Origin of the sequence: Salinarchaeum sp. IM2453, from assembly GCF_019693215.1 — an archaeon.
Classification (GTDB): domain Archaea; phylum Halobacteriota; class Halobacteria; order Halobacteriales; family Salinarchaeaceae; genus IM2453.
This window is the reverse complement of the sequence record NZ_CP081183.1, coordinates 611662-637506: the sequence shown is the minus strand read 5'-3', so window position 1 is coordinate 637506 and position 25845 is coordinate 611662. Positions and strand designations below refer to the sequence as shown.

Sequence of the window (25845 nt, the reverse complement as noted above, 5' to 3'; positions counted from 1 at the left end):
TGATCAGCTGTGGTGACACGTCAAATATGACAATCAGATAGGTATCACTGTGGGTGCTCAACACCGCCACGTAGCGTTGCAGATTCTTCCGCTCCAGGATTGTCCTCAACCAGATTTTCTCCAAATTCTTCTAAGTCAGGATACGTCGCAACCGTTAGTACTAGGTCATCTTCCGATTCGACTGCTTCTGTAATCTCAATAATAATTGGGAATTCTTCAATTCCAGCAACACTGGCCTCTGCTTCGAACCGTGTCAGTGTCGTATTTTCATCAAGGACCGTTGCGTCTACTTCTTCACGCTCCTCAATATTGGCGATCCCATCGTATTGACCCTCTACTCTGTCAATTAGTTCTGCTGCATCCATATTTCCAACCGGATTTAGCTCTTGTCCGAATACACTCACCTGTGGTGTACTTACCGCCACAAACGAATATGGAGCTTCAGTAATCTCATCAATACTACCTGCTTCGAAGAATGAATCTATGCCATCTATGTCAACTGTCCGTTCGTACTCGGCTTGCCAGTTGGTAATCTCCACTGTCCGGGATATGCCAAATGCACCAACTGACTCATCAATGCCGAAAGAATCAATTTCGTCTTCGGCGTATCCGGTCTCATTCAGCGCCTCTTCACTAACCGTTGCCTGTGCGGATTCATAGAATAGGCCCTCACCAGTGACAAAATCAACACAGCCTGCTGTCCCGACCAGTGCTGCTCCACCAATTGTTCCTAATACTTGCCGTCGCGAAACCATATTAATCTCTATTGCTCTTATATTCGGGTTCTACCTGCTTCATTGCTCCGGTATTTATATTTCATTAGCGAATACGGACGTTTATTTATGAGCACAAACGTATTTCCGCTGTACAGCGTTGTCTAACCGTCCAGAAACACAATGATATGAACTAATGAATCGTGATCTCGGCGTAACAGAATCAATTCGGGGTGCTGTCCCCGAGTCTGTCGAATGGATCTTTGTTCTCGGCTCGCTTCCTGGCGAATTATTACTCGTTGTAGCCGTTCTTGCTTCGCTGTATCTTGGTGACTTTTTCACCCGTGTTCAGAATATCCGCTCCCCTGAACAACTGACGCGGATTGCAAGTGATAACACCGTCGCATTCATCGCCATCGTCTTTGGTGGCCTCAGCTTGATTGTGTTCCTTGAGGCACTGTTTGGACTCTCTCGACCACCAGAGGAATGGCATGCTGTCGCTGTTAGCCCCTATAGCTTCCCGAGTGGGCACACAATGGCAGCGACAATTCTGTGGGGTGGACTGGCATTGTTTTTCTCAACTGGTAAATCATGGCAGCGTGACCTCACTGCTGGTGTGCTGATCGCGATGGTCGCGTTTTCCCGTGTCGGTCTTGGGGTCCACTATCTTGCTGATGTCATTGCAGCCATCCTGATTGGCGCGCTGTATCTTGGCATTGCTCGAGTACTCCTCTGGGAGCAGCCTAAGCGTAGCTTTGCTGTTGCACTTGTCTTTGCACTCGCTGCTGTGATCTTTACAGCGGCAAGCTCCCGTAGCCTAATTGCCTTCGCTGGAACTGTTGGAGCAGTTGTTGGCTGGAAGATCGTTGAGTTACCGTCTATCCGCAATCGTATTGCTCAATTCGTTGTTTCGATCCGATAGATCACCGCTGATCGGATTGCCTGTGAGGCGACTGAACCCGCAATATCCTCGTTGGGCTACACTGGTCAAGTTTCTATTATTACGTTCTGGGAACTGATTGAGGAGCCGAGCGAGTACTCGAAGGCGTGGACGAACAGTTGCGACGGATTCAGGAGACGATGGACGGTTTCGAAGACGACTCGGTCGTCCTGATCGCATAGCGGCTCGTTGCGAAAGTACGAAGTTATTTATATTCACTTCGTATTAATGCAACACTGGCTACAACAAAGCGGAACTTGATAATGAGTCTACCGTCTCCGAACTCGAGGAAGCACTCCGTAGCCTCGAAAGGAAGGACGTGATAGCGGTCGCTGGCCAGCAAATCACGAAGGAATCGGCGACTCTGTGAATCCTCACCGGATCGACACTCGTCTCAAAGGAAGCCGGAAATCACCATCTCCCCTGATCCTGAATATCACTGTGTCGTGTGGTTTTCCTGCACAAAACGCTGGAATCAGCATAACTGTCTAGTAAGACGAGTCTCAATATGGAATTAGCTCTCTTCCGTGTATACTCATCGGGAGCAGATGGTACACCACTATACTACTAATCCACATGTCACAGGAAAAAGTCGAGGTTTCTGGTCCAATCGATGCATTTCGACGGTTTCTTTCACTTGAACGAGATGTGCTGGTTCTTTCGCTTGCGATGTTTGCGTTTAGCCTTGGCTTCCAGATGACCAACCGATTCCTGCCGGAGTACCTCGTGTATTTAGGAGCCGGTGGCTTTGTGGTTGGACTTTTTGCAACACTTGGGAATATCATCGGTGCTGTCTATCCATACTACGGTGGCGTTGTTTCAGATCGCGTTGGATCGAGATATGCGCTAACCGTTTTTGGATTCATCTCGACCATTGGGTTTGCTGTTTGGCTTGTCTCCGCGTATATCCCAGCTGTCGTGGTTGCAGGTTTAACTCTCGAGCCGTGGATCTGGGTGTTTGTCGGACTTTTCTTGGCCCAGTGCTGGAAGTCATTTGGTATCGGCGGCCATTATGCGATTGTCAAGCAAAGCACCAGCCCGGATGAACTTGCACGTGGATTTGCTAGCACTGAAACATTCCGACGCACTGCGTTTTTACTCGCGCCGTTGATTGTTGCTGTGCTTGTTGCTGATGATTTGATACCCGGCTTTCTATGGGTACTTGTAATTGCCATTGTCTTTGGACTGCTTGGAACAATCGCTCAGCATTACCTCTATGTGGCAAAGCGAGATTCAATCGGCAAAGAATTCGAAGGCTTTGGGCAGATTATCAGTGATATTCGCGCACTTCCTGACGAACTTCGACCATTACTTGTCGCAGATACATTTGTCCGCTTTGCCAATGGGATGGTCTACGCGTTTTTCATCCTTGTCATCACACAACTGCTTGATATTGGGCTTACCTTTTCGGTACCAGCCCTTGGTACAATTGATCTTTCACCAGCAGCATTTTTCGGTGTCCTCCTTGGTATTGAGATGCTCGTGGCGCTGTTGACAATGGCTCCAGCAGCAAAACTCGCTGAGTATGTCGGGCTCAAGCCTGTTGTTGGGCTTGGATTTTTCGTATATGCAATCTTTCCCATCCTGCTCATTTTTGCCCCGGAAAACGTCTGGATCTTGCTTGTGTTGTTTGCGTTTTCGGGACTCCGCTTTGCAGGATTACCAGCTCACAAGGCACTGATTGTCGGACCGGCCGAACAGGGTGCAGGTGGTCGGGTTACTGGCTCGTACTATTTCGTTCGTGGCCTGATTGTTATCCCGAGCGGTGTACTTGGTGGCTTTCTCTGGGAGTTTGTCAGCCCGGAACTTTCCTTTATTCTTGCCTCTGCTATTGGCATGATTGGGGTAGTGTATTTCGTACTGTTTGGCCGTGAATTTGACCCATATCAGTAGCTGATTACATACAAATTCTATTCAGCTACTGATCTGAAGAGTTGGTGTCAGAGCGCGGCAAAAATAGTAGCTCTCACTGAAGATAGATCATCCATGTGTAACTGAAGAATTGGTCTGAAACATCCCGCTGCAGGCTGAACAACGAGATTGTATTTACAATAGTCAGGAAAGCAACCGGTCACGCACATACCGTGACACACGCCGATATCGTGATGCTTCTGTGTTCTGGAACTCATCAAGTTTCTGCTGAAGTGGAACTGATACCCCTGCAATTACGGCAAGTCCAATCGTATCTGGTGCTGGTTCAACAATTGCGGCTCCAATAGCGATCAGGAATGCCACCCTGAACATTACTTGCGCAGGTTGTAGATACTGCTGGCGCAGGTACACCATCCCTCCGAGATACAGTGCCCCGATCAAGAATCCGCCAATGATATCTCCAACGAAATGCACGCCAAGCGTTACTCGGCTATATCCGACTAACAATATCAGTGGGAACAGCAGGAATAATCGAAGACGTTGTGTTTTCCAGTCGCTATCGAGAATCAGCAGTCCATAGAAAACAACGGTTGCAATGGCATGGCCACTGGGGAAACTTCCTGTTTCAAATCCCACGGCAAGGACATGCAACTGATCGACCAGCGGTGGTAATCCAACATCAGCAAGTGGTGACGCCACATCTGGCCGGGAAATATTAATCAATGCCTTCAAAATAACGAATAATCCGTATCCCCCAAGTACAATTCCTGGCCATGTTGCTGTTAATCGGTCATCCCCCCGGAAATAGACATACACCATTGCTGGACCAATAACATAGATACTTCCTAAATACGAAAACAGTAAGAAAATCAACGCAAGCCACGTTGGTGTTCCTCCGGCAACAGCTTCGACAACCTCCGCGTCAAATAGCACACCGGTATACACAGTCGTACATTCTGTTATGTACTCCGAAAACTAATATGTTCGATTTCTTTTCGCTGAACGTGTTCAATTTACCACGTGTTAGTATCGCTATTTAATTTTATTTAATTAATTTTGCGGCTAAATCAATGCAAATAAATACTCAGGTTGAACTATCGACACATATTGCCGCCTGCTGACTGAAAATTTCCATGTAAGCAATTATGCCTGCCCTCCCATACCAACACTCAGATGTCTTCCGCATTAGTGCCACTATCGTTGTTTGTTTGGTTTTCTTTGTAGGGTTTGTTGCTGGCACTGCCGCTGCTGCACCGGATGGTAAAACCATTACTGTCACTGACAATCCTACAACGGAGACTGAGGTATCTGATATTCACTCGGCATTGGATCATGTTGCTGACGGTGGTGACATCCATATTGATGCATCATATGATCCGGCTGCTGAACCTGAACTTCCGATTGTCATTGATCAGCCGGTAACGATCACGAGTGCCACCGATGATCTGACGACCATCAACACTCCGGCAGAGACACAGAAGCTGTTTGAAATTACTAGTTCTGATGTCGTACTTTCTTCACTTGAGATTACGTCTACTGACGATGCGAATGTCGATAGTGATGCAGTAATCGCCACTTCTGAAGCTGAACCTATGACTGATATTACGCTTACCGATATCGTGGTCAACGGTACACCTTCGACTGGCTTTGCAGCATACACGTCGGTAGACGAACTCACAATTCACGACAGTCAATTCAGCCACCAGGGTGAGCGCGCCATCGTTGTTGATTCTGCTGTCGATGTCGAATTCAAACGGAATACTGTTGCAGCAGGGCTTTCTGTGGAGATAGCTGATATTCGTCCTGATAACGGCGGTATATCGATACGGGATAATACGTTTGCTACAGACACAGACCTGACGGTAGTCATTGACTCAGCGACAGATGACATAGATGCTGCCGTAATTGCTGACAATGAATTCTCGTCTTCCACGCATATGGAGGTCGATATGCCAGACTGCTCAACTGGAGAGTTGACGCTTGCTCCAAATTGGTGGGGTCATCAGTATGGACCAGATATTACCACCATTGCTGAACTTACCAATCCACAGCACGCCTTGTCCCCAGATCGCAACGCAGCGACATTGTCTGTTACTAATGCAACACCTATTGAGGTGACTCCGTGGTATGCCGACCAGAATCTTACCACAGCAGTTGCTCCTGTTGAAAACGCTGATCAGACATATCTCGGTATTCAAGAGGCTGTGGATGGTGCATCGGCTGAGGATGAAATTCAGATACATGCAGGTGAATTTCATTCATCTGTGACAGTAGATTCTCCAGTCACTCTTTCCGGCACTAGTAATCACTCACTGATACGTGGAGCAGTGAACATAGCCACTCCAGCCGATGGCGCAGACGCAACTCTTGGTACTGAACCAGAAATACAAATGGTTAATCTTCGATTCAACAATTCTGAGAGTAAATGTGGGCCCGTAATCTCTGCAAAGAATATAAAAAATAAACTATATGTGAAGGACTGTACCATCCAATCTTGCTATACGCCCATCGTAGACATTGAGTCTGAATCGTACGTGGAATTTAATAATAACTTAGTACGCCTCACTGAGACTAGGTCTGATACTGTTACTGATGCCCCGGCAATTGATATCATTCACGATAGTGATATACACATCTCATCAAACGATATTGTCTCTCTCAGAAATGAAGTGATAACCACCGGGGTTTCCGTTACAGGTACAGCTGACTCATATATCAGCGACAACAATATCAAAAATTTTTCAACAGGATTGTATCTTGATACGGGATTTTCACAGATTAGTAGTAGTGTATTTGACTCCAACCATAAGGCCCTACACACTGTTTCAACTGCTAGAGTTGTAGATAGCATCTTTGCCAGTAGTCACGAAAAAGCTATTTTAGCGAAACATGACCGTTCTCTACGTCTGAATGGTAACTGGTGGAACTCAACGAATGGGCCCGGCGGTGTTGGTGAAGGGGATGGAGATCCGATAATTAACAAAGGAGATGGTGAGATTGAGCTATATGACTTTGCCACCGTCGTTGATGTCGGAAATATATCACCGGAGATAGACTTTCTTGGGATAGAACGTGATCCAGTTGCTGAGTCAGAACAAGCTATCAATTTTACCGGTCAGAATATAACGTATGACCCTCGTGATACTGGAGAACCTCGACCGGCATCCGGAGTTATCGTCATTGAGATTGCTGGCGTAGAATTCACCGGAGAACTTGACTCTGGATCTATCTCAAACCTTACTATTGATGATCCGACCGAATCATTCGACGCAGCAGATATCGACTCTGGTGAGGTTGATATCACTATTCCTCACACAGATCTTGGTCCCGTTGACTCTATTACTCTCTTACATGAGGCGCATCAATCACCAGAATCTGGCTATGTTCCTGTCTCAATTCCACAACCGTCGGCAGTATATTTTGATCAGACAGATCCACACACCGTCACCTGGAATGCGTCTATAGAAGAGTATCAGTCAGTTGACCTTCCCATCAATACGGGAGATATTATTACAGGTGAACCTCTCAATAATGGGTTTTACTTTCATCTGTCTGATGCCAACACTCGATATGGGTTCTCATATGCAACTGAACCAACTGATGATGAATCCTCAATAAATGTCTCACTTGAGGACGGATGGAATCTTGTCAGTACCAATTATGACGTGAGCAGTAGTAACACAGTTTCTGTCAATCAAGACTTGTCAGGAATTGAGGTTTCAGATTCTGATACAAAGTACGGCGACACTGACGTCGTCGCCTATACTGTTGACTCTGCGAAGCGCCTGTATGCTGATTCAACGATATCGAGCTATAGCCTGTACTGGATCTATGTTGAGGATGGAGCCACCCCTGTCGATCGGTCTATCCAAACTCCAGTATATGATCCCGACCCAGGAGGCTAACCATCGGTTTGCTAATTGATTCTTGCCTTGCCCCCCACGCGCTCACACCCAGAACCAACACCACGTTATTAAGAGTATACATGTACAATCAGCAGTCCTCCGTTACACGAACTGTAGTATCGTGTTCAATCGTCTTTGCCTGTATCGCCACACTAGTTTGCGTCGGTGTCCCTGTTGTTAGCGCAGACGCACCTGAGGATCCAGTTACCTTCTATGGTCACGCAGCAGACGAATCTGGAGACCCTCTTGAGCCGGAAACCGAAATTGTTGCTGTTAGCGACTCAGGTGGTGAGGCATCGACAAAAGTCGAAGACTCAGGATGTTACAATGATCTTATTGTTCCAGCTTCGACCGGTGATGAGATCACATTCTATCAAGAGTATTCTGACGGACCGCAGGCGATTGAATCGTTCACCGTTGGTGATAATTCTATGTATGAACAGGATCTCACTTTCGTAGAAGTCGATGACATATACATAGAGTTAGAAACACACGAAACTACCGTTGCAACTTCTGTCGAATTAAGTGTTATAGGTGTATGTGACGATGGATCTGAAACTGATATCACCAAAGATGCTAATTTGGATTCCTTAAACCCAGATGTTGCGGAACTACATGGAGATCGTATAGCAACCCGTGATCCAGGAGAAGCAACGATCAGTGCTACATACACTGATAGCCATGACAATGAATACAGCACAGTTGCTGATCTTCACGTCATTGATAAACTAGACGATATCCAAGTTGATGTTCAAACCAAATCTCCAATTGTGGGAGACTCACCTGAAGTAACTATTACCGCCGAATACAGAAGCGGCTCACATCAAGTAGTAACTGAAAATGCGAACATTACCTCACATAACAAGAATGCGATTGTAGCTGCGGAGTCAAGTTTGAATGCACAATCTGCTGGAAGTGCCAAAATAACGTTTTCGTATGCTGATACAGGCATTCGAATATCCGACTCAATCAACATAACGGTAGAAGAGCGCACACCAACTGACCTTGCTGTTGATCTCAAACCTTCCGAGCTAAAGCCCGACCAAACAGCAGAGATCTCAGCAACGGCACTCTTCGATGAGGCACAAGATGCTGATGTGACATCTCATGAATCAACATCCATCGAAACTAGCGATCCAAGCATTGTCTCTGTCGATGGAACTACCATTACCGCTCAAGCTGGCGGGACAGCTACTCTGTCAGTCACGTACTCTGAAGGCGGTGTAAAACAAACTGAGTCAACAACTGTTACCGTTGAACCCGTCCTGACTGATCTTTACTTCTCAGATGCTCCAGAAACAATGGTCCCTGATGCAACTGATGAGATTGGACTTACTGCTGTCTACTCTGATGGGTCCTCACACGACGTCACCTCCGATGAAACTACTGATTATACCGTTGCCAACGACTCTGTTGGAACGATTAGTGATGGCACGTTCACTGCTGAACATCCCGGCACAACAACAATTGCAGTAACCTACACGAAGCAGGACACGACGCTTACTGAGAGTACTACGATTGACGTTCTTGATACTACTAAAGACATACAGCATTCGGTCTATTCGAATTACTCAGCAGTACCAGAAAGTACAATCACTGACGCAGAACGGGCTGTCTTCACCTACGATTCAGTCTCGGACGAAAGTACCGCTGCATTCTCCTCCTCAATGCTTGCAGCCTCTGTGACAACAGGTGAGGACGTTACAGAACAGTCTCTGTATGCTGGAAATCTATCAACCGTTCCAGAGCAGGTTTCTGATCCTGATGGAACCGTACTGGCGACCACGGAACTAATCGCTGAGAATGAGCAGGTCGGAACTGTTGATGTCCAACTCTTTGATTTGTTCGATCAATATACAGCAAATGTGTCTGATCCCCTTCAGTTGATCCATCACGACGGAACTCAGGAAACAATACACAACATCACTACAGATACAGAGACGCTAACTACCAGTGATGCCCAGACAACAGTGACGACAGATCTTACGTCACCTTCTGTGTTCGTACTCGCTGAACCGGCAGTTGAGGATGAACCTTCCTCCCCTGATGATACTTCCGATCCTTCCCCAGAAGAACCTGATCGTAATGGCGAAGACGACGATGACAATACATTTGGATTGATCTTGCTTGTAACCACTGTCGGTGGTGGCACGCTTGGAATCATTGCAATCGGATTACTTTATATATACCGTGACGATGATAGCGAAGCGGAATCGCAGAACGATGTCGCTGAAACTGACACTGTCTCTACTGCTCACAGTGACGCTGATGCTGAAAATAGCCCTGTCTCCGATTCTGTGGATGGTTCCGCAGATGACAACGTCGACGATGAGTCTGGCTCGGGTTCACTTTTTCGTGGATAGCATTGTCATTTCTTAGACGTTACATTCAGTGTTGAAGATCCAGACGGGACCATGTGGGAGACTTCAGAGCCTACGTATTCTTGGGAAGACGCTGGATTCCAAGTTTTGATGCCAACACGTGAGTATCAGACATTCGATGATGACCCAACTGGAGAGTACGAGGTGTCTATCTTCATACAGCGAGAGAATCCCGCCCTTCCCGTGAGTGACGAGTGTTCCGACACCAGTCGGAACCGAGGAACGAACAGGGCGGGAGTGACTCGATGGAAACGCTGCTACTCCCCGAGAGCGTGAAACAAGATGTGGGGCGCAAGAGACCGAACGCGATTCCGTGCCTCAGAGCACGTGGGAGTGACTGGTCCGTGTGCGAAAGAAGCCGAGTCATGGGCGTTACAGCCCGGATGCCGCGCGGCGCGGCATCCGGGAAAGCCCGAATAGGTGAATCTCTGCTTCACGCACTGGCGTCCCAGGTGAACAAACCATGTACCTCGGAATCGACGTCCACAAACGGTACGCACAGGTGGCAGTAATGGATGAGTCTGGAGAAATCGTCGAAGAGGTTCGCGTCGAGAACGCGAACCTCGATGACCTTGCACAGCGGTACGCTGGCGCACAAGCCGCGATAGAGGCGACCAGCAATTACTACCACATCCACGATACGCTGTCGGAGCATTTGGATGTGACTGTTGCTCACCCGAAGGAACTGAACCAGATCGCTGATACTGATAAGAAAACTGATCGTGTTGACGCCAAAGAACTCGCGCGGATGGTTCGGTTGAACTCCGTGCCTGAGAGTTATGTTCCGACCGACGAAATCAGGGAAGCCCGCGCACTCGTGCGCGGGCGACAGTCGTTAGTCGAACACAGGACAGAGTATGCCAACAAGGTTCACGGCCTCCTCTCTGATCACGGCATCAGCGAAGATGTGAAGCCGTTGACCCAAGAGGGACGAGAGTTCCTGCGGGAACTCTCGCTCCCGACGCCATGGAAATCGGTGTTGAGTCATACCTCGAAGTGATTGAGACGCTCACTGATGAGATACAGAATCTCGAAGAGACAATCGAAGAACGCGCTGGGTCTCTGGAGGAGACCCAGCTGCTGATGACGATTCCTGGTGTGAGTTACTATACGGCGTTGACGATCTACGCTGAATTAGGCGAGATTGATCGGTTTGACGGTGACAAAGAAGTCATCAGCTACGTCGGGTTGAACCCGGTGATCCGCGAGTCCGGCGACTCGCGGATCGAAGGTGAACTCTCGAAACGTGGTTCAGGGAGAGTCCGGTGGCTGCTCGTTCAGGCCGCTCATACTGCTGTCCACACCTGTAACGACGAGTATCTGAGTCGGTTCTACGAGCGGTTAGCTAGTCGGAAGAACTCACAGAAAGCAATCGTGGCAACAGCTCGAAAGATGCTGGTGTCGATGTACCACATGCTTGACCGAGGCGAAGTGTACGACCCACCTGGTGTAAGCGCGTAGACGAGGGATCTGAGGGCCGCCGGTCGGGCGGCCCTCAGTGGCTGGTCGAGGCCCTTCGTGAGCGACTGCTATCGCCAGACAGCGACCGCACCGCATCACGATTGGGACCGCATATCGACTGGGAGAGCAGCAGCCTCCGAGACGGCGTAACTATTTTATCGAAAACGGTGGTTTGTGTAGGTAGCAGCGTTTCCATAGGTGAATCGCGTCCGTTCTGGGGGAACACCTGACAGCGATGCTGCAATCCCGAGATTTAATATTCTGTGACCCGTTACATGAATACACCGAGGCGGTTCGCCGCCGTCGTAAACGGATAATATCGGATTCGGGACTCTACGTCTGAAGGAATCCCCCCTTCAGACCGCTGGATTCCCGCAACCACGGTAACTCCGAATCCCACACGGGATAGGAGTAACGGCGGCATGGCCCCGCCAAGAGACGCGTCATGCCGATGGGTCTGCAAACCAGCAAATCTCCCACCGCTGCGGTACGGGAAGCCGCGTCCTTCAGGACGCGGAGGAGGTCACAGATGTTGAAGAGCAAATTACTGGAGAGCAGTATGCTGATAGTGCCGAGGCGACATTTGAATTAGCATAGCTGTATCTTCAAACTAACCTTTTGTTGTACCTTCTCTCTTTCAAAATCAATCTCTCCTGGATGTAGCTACGTGATACAATATTAGCCGATTGCAACCGGGAAGTCATCACGGTTTTGATCTTCCGGCTCAGGATCATCAAACCCGTCGTACTTTGGATCAGCATCGCTGTCATCATAGTATAAGAATACGTTAGCAACGTCTGTCTCGCCAATATCGTCGTCATCGGTTCCTACCCCAATATACACATGTAGATCGGCATCGGAACTGTCCGTAATCTCGAGTTCACCATCGAGTATTAACTCATTCTCCACGAACAGATTTATCTGATCTGTAATATCCTCAATTGTTATGTCATCTGCATCAATTTCATCCTCTGAAACTATCGTTACTTCGCCAGTAACGTCCTCGATCGTTATGTCTCCATCAGTATTCGTAATTTTCTCTTCTGCTATTATTGAAACGTCACCTCTAACTGGCGCATTACCTTCGATCTCAATATCACTATCAATGTCTCCGCTGGCCTGAATTTGGAGATCATCGTTGATGTCACTGACGGTAATCTCCTCAGGTATGATGTCTCCAGTACTCTCTATGAGTACTTCATCTGTTGTCACATCCTCATCGACATCAACTTCTATTTTCTCTCCACCAATCTCTGCAGCCTCTATTGAGATTGTCCCGGTATCTTTCTCATCCGGAGTAACTGAGATCCCCTGATCTCCGGTTGCTATTTCACTATCAGCACCAATTGCGAGGTCTCCAGTAAACTCGCCTACGTCGACCCCAGCACGAATGTCCTTACCTGCTGTTACTGAGATATCTCCGTCAATTGGATCGTTGCTTCCGAGTGTAACGTCTCCCCTGCCGCCATCTTCGCCAACTTCTATGGAGCTCCCAGCTCGTATGTCAACATTCTCTTCGATATTATCTATCGTCATGTCACCATCTGTATCTATCATATCACCAACAGTAATCTGAACCGACCCGTCTACATCTGAGATATCGATATTGTCAGCGTTAATATCTCCCTCTGCATGTATTTCAACGTCTCCGCCTATCTCACCACTGTCTCCTGGTGAAATATCAATATCTTCAGCATGTATATTGTTCCCGGCTCCGACATGAATATCCCCACTTATCTCGTCACTGTCTCCTGTTGAGATATCAATATTCTCAGCATCTATATTACCTTCAGCTTCTATCTCAACATCCCCATCAATATCTTCAATGTCGATGTTATTATCGACATCTATATTTTCTCCAGCAGTAATCTGAACGGAACCGCCGACATCTGAGATATCGATATTGTCAGCGTCAACATCTCCCTCTGCACGTATTTCAACATCCTCGTCAATATCTTCAATGTCGATGTTATTATCGACATCTATATTTTCTCCAGCAGTAATCTGAACGGAACCGCCGACATCTGAGATATCGATATTGTCAGCGTCAACATCTCCCTCTGCACGTATTTCAACATCCTCGTCAATATCTTCAACGTCGATGTCATTCTCGTTGAGATCTAAGTCGCCGCCAGTATATATCCTGACGTCACCCTCTACTTTGTCGGTTATCTCAATATCCCCATCTTCGATATTAATATTGTCCCCAGCATAGAGTTGGACATCTCCGGTGACATCATTCACTCGTAGCCGGTCTTCAATTACTAATTCTCCAGTTCCCTCAAGATTAAATCCTGCATACTCATCGTCAATATCAACTTCCTCAATCTCTGATTCGGTCGATAGGGCATTTAGTTGCTCACCAGTGTCGCTTGACCCATCTAACTCAGACAAATCATCGCTGACATGGTTCTCCCCATCATAGATCCCCTCTTTTGCAAAACCTTTGTCATCGAGTTCAGCATTGAATAACTGAATTACATTGAAGCTTCCTTCTGTAAGTGTTCCAGCAATGTCAACTGGAACAGTGTATCCATCTTCTGCGTCTGTGACGTCTACTTGGTCGAGCTCAATGGTAACCTCATCTCCTTCTTCTTCGTCAATCGTGTATATGATGCTGGTCACTTGTGCACCTGCACTTTGTCCATCGCGCACTAATTCTGCATTATCTGGGCCCTGCCCTGGTGGTATACTATAGTCAATCTCGCTTTGTGGAATACCACTGAGATCGACGACGATTTCATCACCTTCCTCTAGAGCTTCGTTATCATCACCTTCCTCTAGAGCTTCGTTAAGATTACTGAACGTGAAGATCTGTGTTTGTCCGTCTTGATTATTGTTTAGGTCACCTATTTTGATGTCCACCGGCGATTCCTCTTCTGGTAGTATTCCGAGTTCTCCTGTAATAGCATCCGTTTCATCGTCAATGGATACTGTGACATTATATGTCTCATCCCCATCGAGATCCCCCACGTCAACATCGCTGAAACTCACTGGCTCAAATTGGCCAAATTCAGGGCTGTTTGCCTCCACTGTCTCCTCGATTCCTTCGTCCTCACCAATCTGTAGGGTGACTACATGTGGATCTTCTGCTTGTGATCCAAGACTTAGCACATCTACATCAACATCAATATTCTCTATGCCCGAATCGATAACAGCTGTTGGCCCCTGATTATCGATGTCAAGATTTGCCAACCGCGGTTCTGGATCAAGTTCGTCGACACTATCGTCTGGAGCACCGTTGACACCGACTGTTCCAAGGTTAAGTGCGTCTACATCCTGTACGATAACCTCCAGTCGATGGACCCCCGGATCAAAGTAATCTTCAGTAATCCCATTGAACTGAACTAGGTCACTGTCTGTAAACTCGTCTTCCCAGAGCTCGGCATTCTCTGTATCAATCTTGGTTGGAAGCCAGACATTAGCACTGTCAGTGTTACCGTCATCTTGGAACTCAGCAGATTCACCGATCAGATCAATGTTGGCTCGATCAATCCCTGATCTTGAAAACTCGTTTTGTAATGTTCCAATCTGAACCTCTTCGTCTCTGACAATCCGAGGCTCAGCACGTTCTACAATATTTCCACCCCGATCTCTGTCATCCTGATACACCAGTGAATTGTCGTATGTAATTGGTCCTGCCTCGAACTCTCTGTACTGATTTTCATAAGTCAATAATCGAGTGATCGGATCTTTCTCTGTATCAAACCTGTCACTAATCGGCGCACCGATCGGAGCAAGTGAGTCGCCATCGGTGACTAACACTGGATACGGATCTGATGTCTCTATTGTTCCAGCAGGATTTGATGGATTAACTGCAAAGATCCGATCTCGATACGTTGTCCCGAGCTTAATCGAACGAAACGTGTCGGATCCTTCTGCTGCTGATAGTATCCCCGACCGAACATCAATCATGTCGTCTTGTACATCTTGGTGATGCTGAAACTCCGTCTGCAGATTTTGCTCCGGTACTGTTGTTGCTTGGTACCCGGCAAACGCAACAACTGCAATTCCAAATAATAAAATAAATCCAATTAGTGGCGTCACCGCTCTTGTGTCCTCTCGTAGACTCCGGCCAGATGACGACTCAGTGTTCGTCTCTGTCGATAAGCGGTGCATCTGCACGATCGTAGTCATTGTAACTTTGAGATGAGGATAAATAAGGATTGACTCTATCAGTCGATGTACTTCAGCCGGTCTGTTCCTCTCGTACAGTCTTACTAATCTCATTGACCATCTAATCAGCGGGCCCTACCAAGGCGCTTTCCTGAGGTTTTATAGTCTCGGCTAAGTGATATGGAATTATCGGGAGACACTTGTTTCTGACAGCGGGTCAGAATTAGTGAGAAGTTGCAGGCCGGTGCGGTGACACCAGCCTGCGACGGCTCCCGTATCCGAGGTACGGAAGCCATGCAAAGCAATTCGCTACGAGACTATCAATGTCTCGCACGAACAGGTGTATCGCTAGCATATACCATTGCCACCAACCCAGCACAGCAGGCTGCTTTTGCTACTACCAGAGGTGGTTGTGATGAGTGATCTTGTTTCTCGTGTTGATTCGCTTGAATCGCAGGTAATCAAGCTCACCGATCAACTTGAAGCAAAGGAAGCTCAAATTGATTCGCTAAAAGACGAGATTGCTGAGTTGAAAGAAGCCAACGAGGAATTACGCGAAGAAAACGACGAACTACGTGAAGAACTTGAAGAAACGAATGAAGAATTAGATGAGCTCAATTCGACAATTATTGATCTTGAATCCAAGCAAGAAGGTTGGGTCACCGAGTGGATCGATCAATACCGAGACATGCTCTGTGAACTGCACAGTAAAGAACTCCAAAAGGGCAGTAAACTCCGGAAAGACCACGTTATGCCGGATCTGCTGCCGGACGGGCCTGACCAATTAAAGACAATCAATCGAGACGGTGAAGTCTTCTACAAAGCCAAAGATCTCCCAGATGATATCGAAGCAAATGGCCCTGATGCCCTTCCATATGAAGACCTATTACCGATTCAGAAATTAAACCGGATGGACGAGGAGACGTTTAATCGAACCACAAACTCGGATGCTGAGGAGTTAGCAGCGGAACTGTGGGCTTCTCGAGGTAATCGGCATAGTCCATGGAAACGTGGGTGTAAAAACGTCCGTGAGTATGTGTCTGCATCTGATCTCAAGATGTGGATTATTCGAGAACGCTCAGACGTGAGCCAAGAATACGCGAAGAAGTTAGTCTCACGGATTATCGACGTGATGCATATGCTCACGCGGAATCGAATTCAGGTGAAGAAAAAGACGCGACGGACAGACGGGTTGACCTACAAAGAGCGACGCATCATTATCCCGAATGACGCAGAGATTCCCGGAGAGTCACACTCAATGGATAGTGATCAATCCAGTCCGGGGACAAGTGTCGTCACCGGATGAACATGTCCCCGGGGCAAATTTCACCCCTGAGAAGGGTTCATCTCTCAGGCAACTAACTAGATCATGTTAGTTTGGTTATGTTAGTGTTGTACGGTTAGTTGTATGTATGTTCTAGCAAACGACGACAAACGACGAAAGAGGGGGACGGGGCTAGAGGTCCTTTCCGGTGACGACACCTGTCACCGGAGTCGTGATTACCGTTGTTGGTAATATGATTTCGTTATTCGGTTCAGAACGTGCAACAAACCCGTTCCATTTGCAATAACGCATTGAATTGTGGACAGTATCGTTGTATTTTCATTCCTACTAACGAGTAAGAACAACAGCTGCCTAACTTAGCTGGTACTCGTCGGTCGCAAACTAGCTATCTCAATGTGAGAGCCCTCCGATTTCAGTTGTGTGGAGGAAGTCAATGTCAGTCCTGTGCTGGTGCTTGTAGTAATCGTATTTGCACACTGTTCCCGCCGATGTCACTTCGTTCCACAGTCACTCGTCCTCCATAGGATCGCACCGCCCAGTTAATCAACCACAGACCAAGACCGGTTCCGTGTTGTGTTTGTGTAATAGCTTTATTGCTGTTGAGGATCTTCCGCTCTTCGTCTGGAATTTTGGGGCCATTGTCATTAATCTGAATTTCAACCCAACCATCGGCAGTCACTTGCTCACATTCAATTATCACCTGCGGTTCTGTAGCTATGTTGTGCTCGATTGCATTTTCAACTGCACTCTCAAACACCATCCAGAGTGTCTGATCAGCGCTGACACGAAGCACATCAGGCAAATCGAGTTGAATCTCAGCGGACGGATACTGCTGTTGCATATCTTGAACGACTCGCTGTACATGTGGCACACAGTCAACTGACTGGGTCACTGACTCTGAGGAAATGATTTTTCGAATTCGATGTGCTTCCTCTGATAAGTCCATAAGACTATTCGCGGATCGCTCAATCTTTGCCCCTACCTCCGTGTGCTGCTGATCTTGCTCTGGGAGTTCAGCGAGTAGTTGTGCCACATGTCCACTGATAATATTTGACTTATTTCGCAAATTGTGACGTAGAACTCGATTCATCACTCGCAGTTGTCGACGGTTTTCGATCGTCTCTGAAATATCAGTATAGACACTAACGACATCAACATCGTATTGCTCATCCTCAAGCGGAACGCCTCTGAACAAAAATTCTTTGAGCCCATCGCTTGTCTCCAATGTTAGCTGTTTGCTGACGGTCTCTCCTGCTGACAGTCGATCCCTGATCTCCTTTGCCTGTTCTCGTTTCCAAGCTGGCACAATTTGCTCAATTACTGAATTGCCAGAGATATCTGCATAACCAAAGACATCAACGAACGCATCGTTCACACGGTGAATTGTAAAACCTCGGTCAGTAATATTAGCCTCCATGATCGGATCATGAAGGTTTTCAACTAACTTATTATATCGCTCTTGATAGGTGTCATTTGACCGAAAAGAATCCTCATCCATGTATTATTTACATATATTTGTCATTTACTTAAACATTTCCCATATGTCAACATACGCCGACCTACAGAGAAATAGGCAGTGTGCCTCGGAGTCGTCGGAAATCCTTCGGTTTTTGTGATCATGAGAATCTCCGATTCTCGAACGACTTGCCACCCGAGGGCGAAGGCCGTTATAATCTACCATAAATTTAACTGGTTTGAGGTGCAATGCATACACAACGGCCAGAAAACGACCTCTCAAAGTATGAATGAGAAGATCTCTCGTTCTTTGCTGGTCGTTGGATAGGTTTGGAACTGCGACTCCTCTCAAAACCTGCTACTTGCGGTGAGACTGGAGTTGTCGTGGGCTGGTGGAGGCCCAGACCCTCACGGACACATCGGCGTGTTCGGGTGTGACTTCCAGCCGACCTATTTCGGGAAGGTCGAGGGGAATCAAATTCGCCTGCGGGTGTGGTGCAGACCCAAAACGGGGAAGCCTCGGGACTTGACCCCCGAGACAGTTGACTGCTTAACCACAATATTTTTTATCGATGAGGTGACCACATAGATAGTAAATGAATTCACAGAACAACGATCACCTCTCGTTTGATCCACGCGACGCTGTTTGCCAGCAGCTTGAAGAGGCGTTGCACGCAGATGATGGTGATGAAAAAGATTTTTACATTCGACAGGCGCTCCAGGCGACGGAAGCAATTGGCGACGACTCGTGATCTGGTCTGATCTTCCATCTGTCGTTTCGTTCTTTTAGCTCTCTGTGTCTCTGTCAATGTGATCGTCAAGGTCACTGAATACTGTCGAAATGATCAGGAGCAGCCCTGCTGCCACTGCATGTTGCCAAGTTTGTAATCCATATGGCTGTGTGAACAGCCGTTGAATGATTGGCTCGGTGTATACGAGTGTTGACCTGAACGGGATAGAGAACTGTAACATCCAATTCAGTATTGCTGCAATCGTTCCCAGACTGAGCGCGATCACGCCAACTGTCCAGAAAAAATGTCCACCTCTGTCCATTCGTTCTAGTTTAGTCGCGGTCAAAGGCGAACTCACCCGATTCAACCTCTCTGCGTAACCGTTCCCTGTGTGGATTTGGATTCTGCGACGCCCACAACAATAATTCGTCCAGATCTGGCAGTTCGTAGCCCAGCTCAAGCATCAAGTACAACTGAATCAGATGGGAATGTCGCTCAACCGCCAGTGAACCACGACGAGGAGGAAGCCGCGACGCCGACTCGTCGGCGTCCGCGGCCTCACGTCGTTTCGCGTCCAGCTTGTGGAGTTCATCGACAATCTCGCGGCTGATCATCAGCGAAATCGCCGCCATGATCACCAATGCCTCGATGATGTAAGGTTTAGTCGTGTTGATCTCATCGAGTCCAAACCGCGATTTCAGCTCTTTGAACAGTAGCTCTACTTCCCACCGCGCCCGATAGAGTTGCGCGATATCGGGCGCGGAGTACTCGTTACGCGGTAGATTCGTGAAGTAGAGATGGTACTCGTCTTCGTCTTCGTTGAGCAGCCCAACCAATCTGAACTGACGTGTTGCAGTGGCTGAAGAACCACGTTTGCGGTCGAACTCCAATTCCACGAGAACGTCGATCTCCTGTCGCTGAAGGTCGTCGAGGACGCCCTTCAGCGACTTCCCTTCCAGCGTGATACTGTTGCCCCGCCATGTTCGTAACTCTTCGACGACCTTCGGGTTAGCATTGGACTTGACGCGGGAGACAAACCACCCGTCATTGGCGTCTATACGGTCGAACAGCCAGAAATCGTAGAACCCGAGATCGAACAGGATGAGGGCGTCAGCTACCCACTCGCCGGTGGGTAGCTGACTCCGTTCATGGGTCGCTCCATCGGTGGTTCGAAACCGGGTTGGAAGGCCGGTCGAAAGCGACTCGGTCAAGTGTAACTTCAGCCCAGCTTGGTCATCACCAGTTGCTCTGTAGACATCTTTAGCGTCTTGGTAGAGTGAGATGAATGTTGCGTCAACGATGAGAACGTCTCGAAAGTGTTCGAGACGCCCTCTCAAGTCGTTTCTGCCGGGGTCGAGATCCTCGATAGCGTCATCGAGGATCTCTCGAAGGAGTGCAACGAACGCTGGTGAGAACCACTCGTAGAAGGAGGGATATGAGAGAGAATCACAGTCAGCCATCTCCACGTAGCGTTCAAGAAACGCCTGAAGAGACCGATCTGACCCAGCAGCAAATCCAAACGAGAGTGTGTAGAACAGTGCGACGAAGTCGAATTTCCGGTCACGTTCTGTCATTGCGCGACCGCGGTCGCGCAATTCATCGGAGGGAAACGCTCTTTTGATTCGCTCAACTACTACCGAATCCGGTGGAGAGTAGGTCATATCTCCTACCGGGTTCCTTACTCATGTAGCTTCAGCGATTTCCGTAGCCACGTCTGCTGGTTCGCTGCCTAAACTAGAACGAATGCACCTCTGTCAACCATTATGAAGAAAAGCAACGCAACAAAGAACAGCAGTGTGGCGACGGTGAAGATCATTTATATGTGGGAGTTATTGTGATATGGAATTCGTTGATTGAAAAATTTCCTATTATAATTGGATAACAACCAATGTGATTCATCTGTCTGTAGGCCCATTGTTCATGTTATCCGAAATGGTATATCTCGGTAGACGTGCGACATGCTGCTGCGGGGAACGTGCTCCCGCTTAACACGGACACGAGTGCGTCTCACCACTACAACTCACAACACTCACACACTTTCGCAGTCAAACCACCAGCGGTTTGCATGTCTCTTTATCACTCCCTGTGGCAGCTGCAATGTGGGTGAGTCCGATGGCCCGGGCTGCTGCTCACGATGCTGGACGCCCGTGAGTGCCACTCCCGAGAGGGAAGGCAACACCGAGCGAATACATGAATTTGACATGCTACACCCTCATTCGAGGGCCGAAGGTACATCAGCAAACCCACAAGTTCATAGTCGGGGGAATCGATCTGGTTGGATTACTCACGGAGGAACCCTCTGACTTCAATTGTGTGGAGGAGGTTAATTGCTGATGCCCCACCCCACCGTGTCGAGTGTTCTTTTGTGTATCTGGCAGAGACCAGAATTATCATCCCACCTTCCCTCACCCCACTGTGTCGAATGTTCCTTTGTGTATTTAGTGAAGTACCTCGGGGTCAAGCCCCGAGGCTTCACCGTCTTGGGACCACACTGCACCCGCAGGTGAATTCAATTCCTCCCGACCTTCTCCGTGAGGAGTCGGCTGGAATTCACACCCGAACACACCGATGTGTCCGTGGGAGTCGGCGGCTCCACCACCACCCGACAACTCCCGTCTCACGCCCAATGGACGGTTTTGAGAGGAGTCGCATTTCCAATCCAACGGCCAGCGAAGGAATTGAGGTCTTCAACTCCATACTTTGAGAGGTCGTTTTCTGGCCGTTGTCAGTGTATTATAGATCGAACACCTTAAATTTGTATAATATTTCGACGGCATTCACCCTCGGGGGCAAGTGGTTCGAGACGCAAAGCGTCTCGTCATCATGGAAATCTCTGATTTCCAAACGGCCCCGAGGCACTCTGCCTAATTCTCTGTAGAGCCAGAACATTCGACACGGTGGGGGGTGTGAGGACGAGAAGTCTGTGCAGTCACAAGAACACTCGACATGGTGGGGGGTCCTTATAATATACTATGATACCTGTATCAGTAGTCGAAAAAACGCTTATTCTATTCAGTAGTGCTTCCAAGCCTTGGTCAGTATCAGAAGGGCTCAGAGCAAGAGGAATATCGTCGTCCGTACACACATAAGAAGACAGTCAAGTTGGCCTTCAGATCAGCTCGCTCGCCGTCGCATACCCGCCGTCTTTGCAGGTTGTGAAGTCCCTCGGCGACCGTCCGGTCGAGAATAGCCTCCAACGAATTGGGTCTCACTCCCGATACGGCTTCGGAAACCCGCGGCTGAAGCCCCTCGGCGAGCAGTATCAGGAATCAGAGAAGTAACGACTAACTGGCCACCAACAGAACACTAAAATGAGGATGAATCGGGCGAGAAAAATACAGCGGTGCGGCTGAATAACAAAATTGTATTACCAACAACCGGCATAGAAGCTACTACCAAAACCATCCAAATTCAGCATAAACATTCGACACAGTGGGGTGGGAAAAGTCCAACGTATACTCACTGGTTCTGTACTATGAACATTCGACATGGTGGGGGGTGTGCGACAGGACCATCTATCGCAGGTGAACTTACCCCGCCCTACTCGCTCCCGTTGATCGCTCTTTGAGGACGGGGATGTAGCCTGTAAGAGTTAAAATAGAGAAAACACTCGACATGGTGGGGTCTTTCTCAAGTTTATTTCAAATGCTCCAAAGCGTCGGCGTGCGTGAGTGTTGATGGGCTTCCCCACCGTTGGTCTCAGACAACACTACCGTGATGGCAAACAAACGCTGACGGATTACAGTGTACTTGCACGAAGAACAAACGTTTTTGCTGACGTGTATTATACCGTATACATTGTGAGGCGAGTATCCAACCAATGAAGGCCGTTATCCTTGCCGCCGGTGAGGGACAGCGTCTGTGGCCGCTGACAACACGTCGTCCAAAGCCGATGCTGCCGGTCGCAAATCGCCCGATCCTTGAATATGTGATTGAGGCCGTCGCCGATGCAGGGGTTACTGACATTGTGCTTGTGGTCGGACACAAGCGTAATCGGATCCAGACCCACTTTGGCGATGGCGATGACTGGGATGTCGATATCTCCTATGTGTTCCAAGAAGACCAGCTCGGTACAGGGCATGCCCTTCAGCAAGCCCGTACAGAACTGAACGGTGACTTCCTTGTACTTAACGGAGATCGCATTATCTCTCCCGAGATTGTAACTGAGGTTATGAACGCAGGCGGCGATGCCGCCGTTGCTGCAACCCGTGTTGAAACACCACGCGAATACGGTGTGCTCAAGCGAACCGGCACACAACTTGCAACGATTGAGGAGAAACCTGTCGGTCGTCCGGCCTCAGAAATCATTAATGCCGGCATCTATCGACTACCACGTGATATCTTCAATGCCATTCAGCAAACTGGGCCCGGACCAGACAGTGAAATCCAGCTTTCACGGGCGCTTAGCACATTTGCTGATGACAACGAGGTCGAGATTGTCCGATACGATGGCATGTGGGCAGACGTTTCACAGGTCTGGGATCTTCCCCGTGTCAACGGACAGGTGCTAGATCAACACGGTGGATCAACTGCGGGCATAATTCATGAGACGGCAGTGGTTGCCGATCAAGTACATATCCATCCGGATGCGTATATCGGCCCGAACGCGGTCATCCGATCCGATACCACGATTGGCCCAAACGTCTCGATTGGTGCAAATGCCGTCGTTGGCAACAGCGTCATCATGCAGGATACAACAATCGAGGATGGTGCTGTCCTCCGGGACTGTGTCATTGCTGCAAACGTCACCGTCGGTCCAAACACAACCGCTCCTGGCGGCGAGACGGCAATGCCCATCGATGGTGTTGTCCATGATGCTGTGACCTGTGGCGGCGTTGTTGGTGACAATGCCTCGATTGGTGGGAATGTCCTGCTTGAACCCGGGACATTGCTTGGTGATGATACATCAGTCGATCATGGCGTATCGCTTGCTGGACAGATTGGATCAGAAACACGCGTTACACGGGGCTAACTATGTGTGGCATTACTGGCTATATTGGCGATCAAGACGCATTACCACTTGTTCGGACAGGGCTACAGAATCTCGAATATCGCGGCTATGACTCTGCGGGGATCGCAGCCGATACCGGCGAACTTTCAATTTACAAACGCTCTGGCAAGGTCAAAGAACTGCTCTCGGCTGCACCAGAATCAGCAGACGCTCGACGGGCAATCGGGCATACACGCTGGTCAACCCATGGCCCACCAACGGATACAAACGCCCATCCACACACCAACTGCGATGGATCCGTTGCTGTCGTCCACAATGGAATTGTTGAGAACTACGATACGATCAAAGACGAACTCGCAGATCACACCTTTGAGAGTGACACCGACACCGAAGTCATCCCACATCTCATCAGTGAGTATTTAGATGACGGACTCACGCCAGCAGATGCTGTCAGAGAAACGGTCAACCGTCTCTCTGGTAGTTACGCGATTGTTGTGATGGTTGCAGGTGATGATCGGATCTATGCGGCACGGAACGAGAGCCCACTTGTGATTGGACATGGTGACGATGGTATGTTTCTCGCCAGTGACGTGACTGCGTTTCTTGAGGAAACACAACGCGTGACCTACATGCAGGATGGCGATCTGGCTGTGCTATCAGCTACTGGATTGAATCTGTATCGACACGGCGAGATGGTTGACCCCGAGATTGAAACGCTGGACTGGGAAGCAGACGCAGCTGAAAAAGGTGGTTACAGCCACTACATGCTCAAAGAGATTCACGAGCAGCCATCAGCACTTCGCCAGACAATTTCAGGACGGCTTGATGTCGATGCTGGGGAGGCTGATCTTGAACTTGCGATTCCGGATGAGTATCTGCAGTCACTGGATGAAATCCAGATTGTTGCCTGTGGAACCTCGTATTATGCCGGCGAGTATGCTGCTCGGTTATTTGAAGAACTGGCGAACGTTCGGACGACCGTGACCATTGCCAGTGAGTATGCGGTCAATGACAGTCGAGACCCATGGCGAACACTCGGCCTTGCTGTCACCCAGAGTGGTGAAACGGCCGATACGCTATCGGCAATCCGAACGGCCAGCGATGCTGGGATGAAAACAATGGCTGTGACAAATACACTTGGCAGCTCAGTCACTCGTGAAACAAACGAGAGTGTGTTTATTCGCGCTGGCCCTGAAATCGGGGTGGCTGCAACCAAAACCTTCGCGTCACAGGTTGCAACGCTTGGCATGTTGGCAGTTGCATTTGGTCGGAAGCGAGGTGAGTTGTCCCGTGACCGTGCTGCAACGGTCCTTGAAAATCTCCGTTCGATCCCCGGTGCAATCCAGCAGGTGCTTGATCGGGATCAACAGATTGGGGCTGTTGCAGAAGCCTATGCTGATTCAGATTCGTTTTTCTTCATTGGTCGACATCTTGGCTATCCGGTCGCCCTTGAGGGGGCACTCAAACTCAAAGAAATCTCGTATGATCACGCCGAAGGCTTTGCTGCTGGTGAGCTTAAGCACGGCCCGCTTGCGCTTGTGACTGGTCACACGCCGGTACTGGCTGTGTTGACCGAGGGTGCACGCCCACAGGAAACACAGAACAACGTCAAGGAAGTACAGGCCCGTGAAGCGCCGGTCATTGGTGCAACAACCAGTGACTATAATCGATATCTCGATGAAACCTTTAGTGTCCCTGATGTGGGTGTCTTCTCCCCGCTTGTTGCAAATGTCTACTGGCAACTGTTCGCGTACTATGTTGCTGACCTCAAGGATCGATCAATCGACAAGCCACGCAATCTCGCAAAGAGCGTCACTGTCGAGTAGCTTTCTCTGCAGTTTTTGTGTCTCTGTATTGTTCGATCCAGCACTGTGTTGGTCAGTCTGGTGTAAACAGGTTGCCCCGATCAATTAGTTGGCTGGATTTGTCCCGCGCGACTGTTTGATATCGACTTATGAGAATTCTGGTTCGTTGTACTCTCTGTTGGGTTCTGATTGAGTTCTTTGGGTCGGATATCCGCTGTTCGATGCGGTGT

13 protein-coding genes and 1 pseudogene are annotated in these 25845 nt (G+C 48.6%); 9 read left to right on the top strand and 5 right to left on the bottom strand.

The genetic code is table 11. The annotated features are described in order from the left end of the window. Positions 1-44 precede the first annotated feature (44 nt). A complete protein-coding gene (locus K0C01_RS03020; protein WP_221170579.1) occupies positions 45-755 on the bottom strand; it encodes a DUF6517 family protein in 711 nt (236 codons plus the stop codon). Between the two features lie 154 nt (positions 756-909). Here K0C01_RS03020 and K0C01_RS03015 point away from each other — a divergent pair, with 154 nt between their 5' ends. Both K0C01_RS03015 and K0C01_RS03010 read left to right on the top strand, forming a co-directional pair. Then, positions 910-1635: a phosphatase PAP2 family protein gene (locus tag K0C01_RS03015; RefSeq protein ID WP_221170578.1), complete on the top strand. Its 726-nt coding sequence runs from the start codon at positions 910-912 to the stop codon at positions 1633-1635. A 594-nt stretch (positions 1636-2229) separates the two neighbouring features. Next, on the top strand, positions 2230-3546 hold the full coding sequence (locus K0C01_RS03010; RefSeq protein ID WP_221170577.1) for an MFS transporter: 1317 nt from the start codon (positions 2230-2232) through the stop codon (positions 3544-3546). 162 nt (positions 3547-3708) lie between these two features. On the opposite strand, the gene K0C01_RS03005 is transcribed toward K0C01_RS03010, so the two are convergent. Beyond that, positions 3709-4458: a phosphatase PAP2 family protein gene (locus K0C01_RS03005; RefSeq protein WP_221170576.1), complete on the bottom strand. Its 750-nt coding sequence runs from the start codon at positions 4456-4458 to the stop codon at positions 3709-3711. Between the two features lie 212 nt (positions 4459-4670). On the opposite strand from K0C01_RS03005, the gene K0C01_RS03000 reads away from it, so the two are divergent. From K0C01_RS03000 to K0C01_RS02990, 3 genes and pseudogenes are all read left to right on the top strand, one after another. Next, a complete protein-coding gene (locus K0C01_RS03000; protein ID WP_221170575.1) occupies positions 4671-7430 on the top strand; it encodes a right-handed parallel beta-helix repeat-containing protein in 2760 nt (919 codons plus the stop codon). A gap of 80 nt (positions 7431-7510) precedes the next feature. Beyond that, positions 7511-9793, top strand: a complete 2283-nt coding sequence (locus K0C01_RS02995) for an Ig-like domain-containing protein (protein ID WP_221170574.1) — start codon at positions 7511-7513, stop codon at positions 9791-9793. 481 nt (positions 9794-10274) lie between these two features. Then, a pseudogene (locus K0C01_RS02990) lies at positions 10275-11272 on the top strand (IS110 family transposase). A gap of 678 nt (positions 11273-11950) precedes the next feature. Here K0C01_RS02990 and K0C01_RS02985 read toward each other — a convergent pair. Next, entirely contained in the window at positions 11951-15409 is a 3459-nt protein-coding gene (locus K0C01_RS02985) for a translocation/assembly module TamB domain-containing protein (protein WP_221170573.1), read from the bottom strand. A gap of 394 nt (positions 15410-15803) precedes the next feature. On the opposite strand from K0C01_RS02985, the gene K0C01_RS02980 reads away from it, so the two are divergent. Continuing rightward, a complete protein-coding gene (locus K0C01_RS02980; protein ID WP_221170572.1) occupies positions 15804-16694 on the top strand; it encodes a DUF8008 family protein in 891 nt (296 codons plus the stop codon). Between the two features lie 415 nt (positions 16695-17109). Here the strand turns inward: K0C01_RS02980 and K0C01_RS02975 are convergent, their stop codons facing one another. Next, positions 17110-18171, bottom strand: a complete 1062-nt coding sequence (locus tag K0C01_RS02975; RefSeq protein WP_221170571.1) for an ATP-binding protein — start codon at positions 18169-18171, stop codon at positions 17110-17112. Between the two features lie 553 nt (positions 18172-18724). On the opposite strand from K0C01_RS02975, the gene K0C01_RS02970 reads away from it, so the two are divergent. Beyond that, positions 18725-18880, top strand: a complete 156-nt coding sequence (locus tag K0C01_RS02970) for a hypothetical protein (protein WP_221170570.1) — start codon at positions 18725-18727, stop codon at positions 18878-18880. A 311-nt stretch (positions 18881-19191) separates the two neighbouring features. On the opposite strand, the gene K0C01_RS02965 is transcribed toward K0C01_RS02970, so the two are convergent. Beyond that, complete coding sequence (locus K0C01_RS02965) at positions 19192-20520, bottom strand: IS4 family transposase (protein ID WP_221169716.1); 1329 nt, start codon at positions 20518-20520, stop codon at positions 19192-19194. Between the two features lie 2159 nt (positions 20521-22679). Here K0C01_RS02965 and K0C01_RS02960 point away from each other — a divergent pair. Further along, on the top strand, positions 22680-23831 hold the full coding sequence (locus tag K0C01_RS02960; RefSeq protein WP_221170569.1) for a sugar phosphate nucleotidyltransferase: 1152 nt from the start codon (positions 22680-22682) through the stop codon (positions 23829-23831). A 2-nt stretch (positions 23832-23833) separates the two neighbouring features. Further along, entirely contained in the window at positions 23834-25636 is a 1803-nt protein-coding gene (gene glmS, locus K0C01_RS02955; RefSeq protein ID WP_221170568.1) for a glutamine--fructose-6-phosphate transaminase (isomerizing), read from the top strand. The last annotated feature ends 209 nt before the right edge of the window (positions 25637-25845 follow it).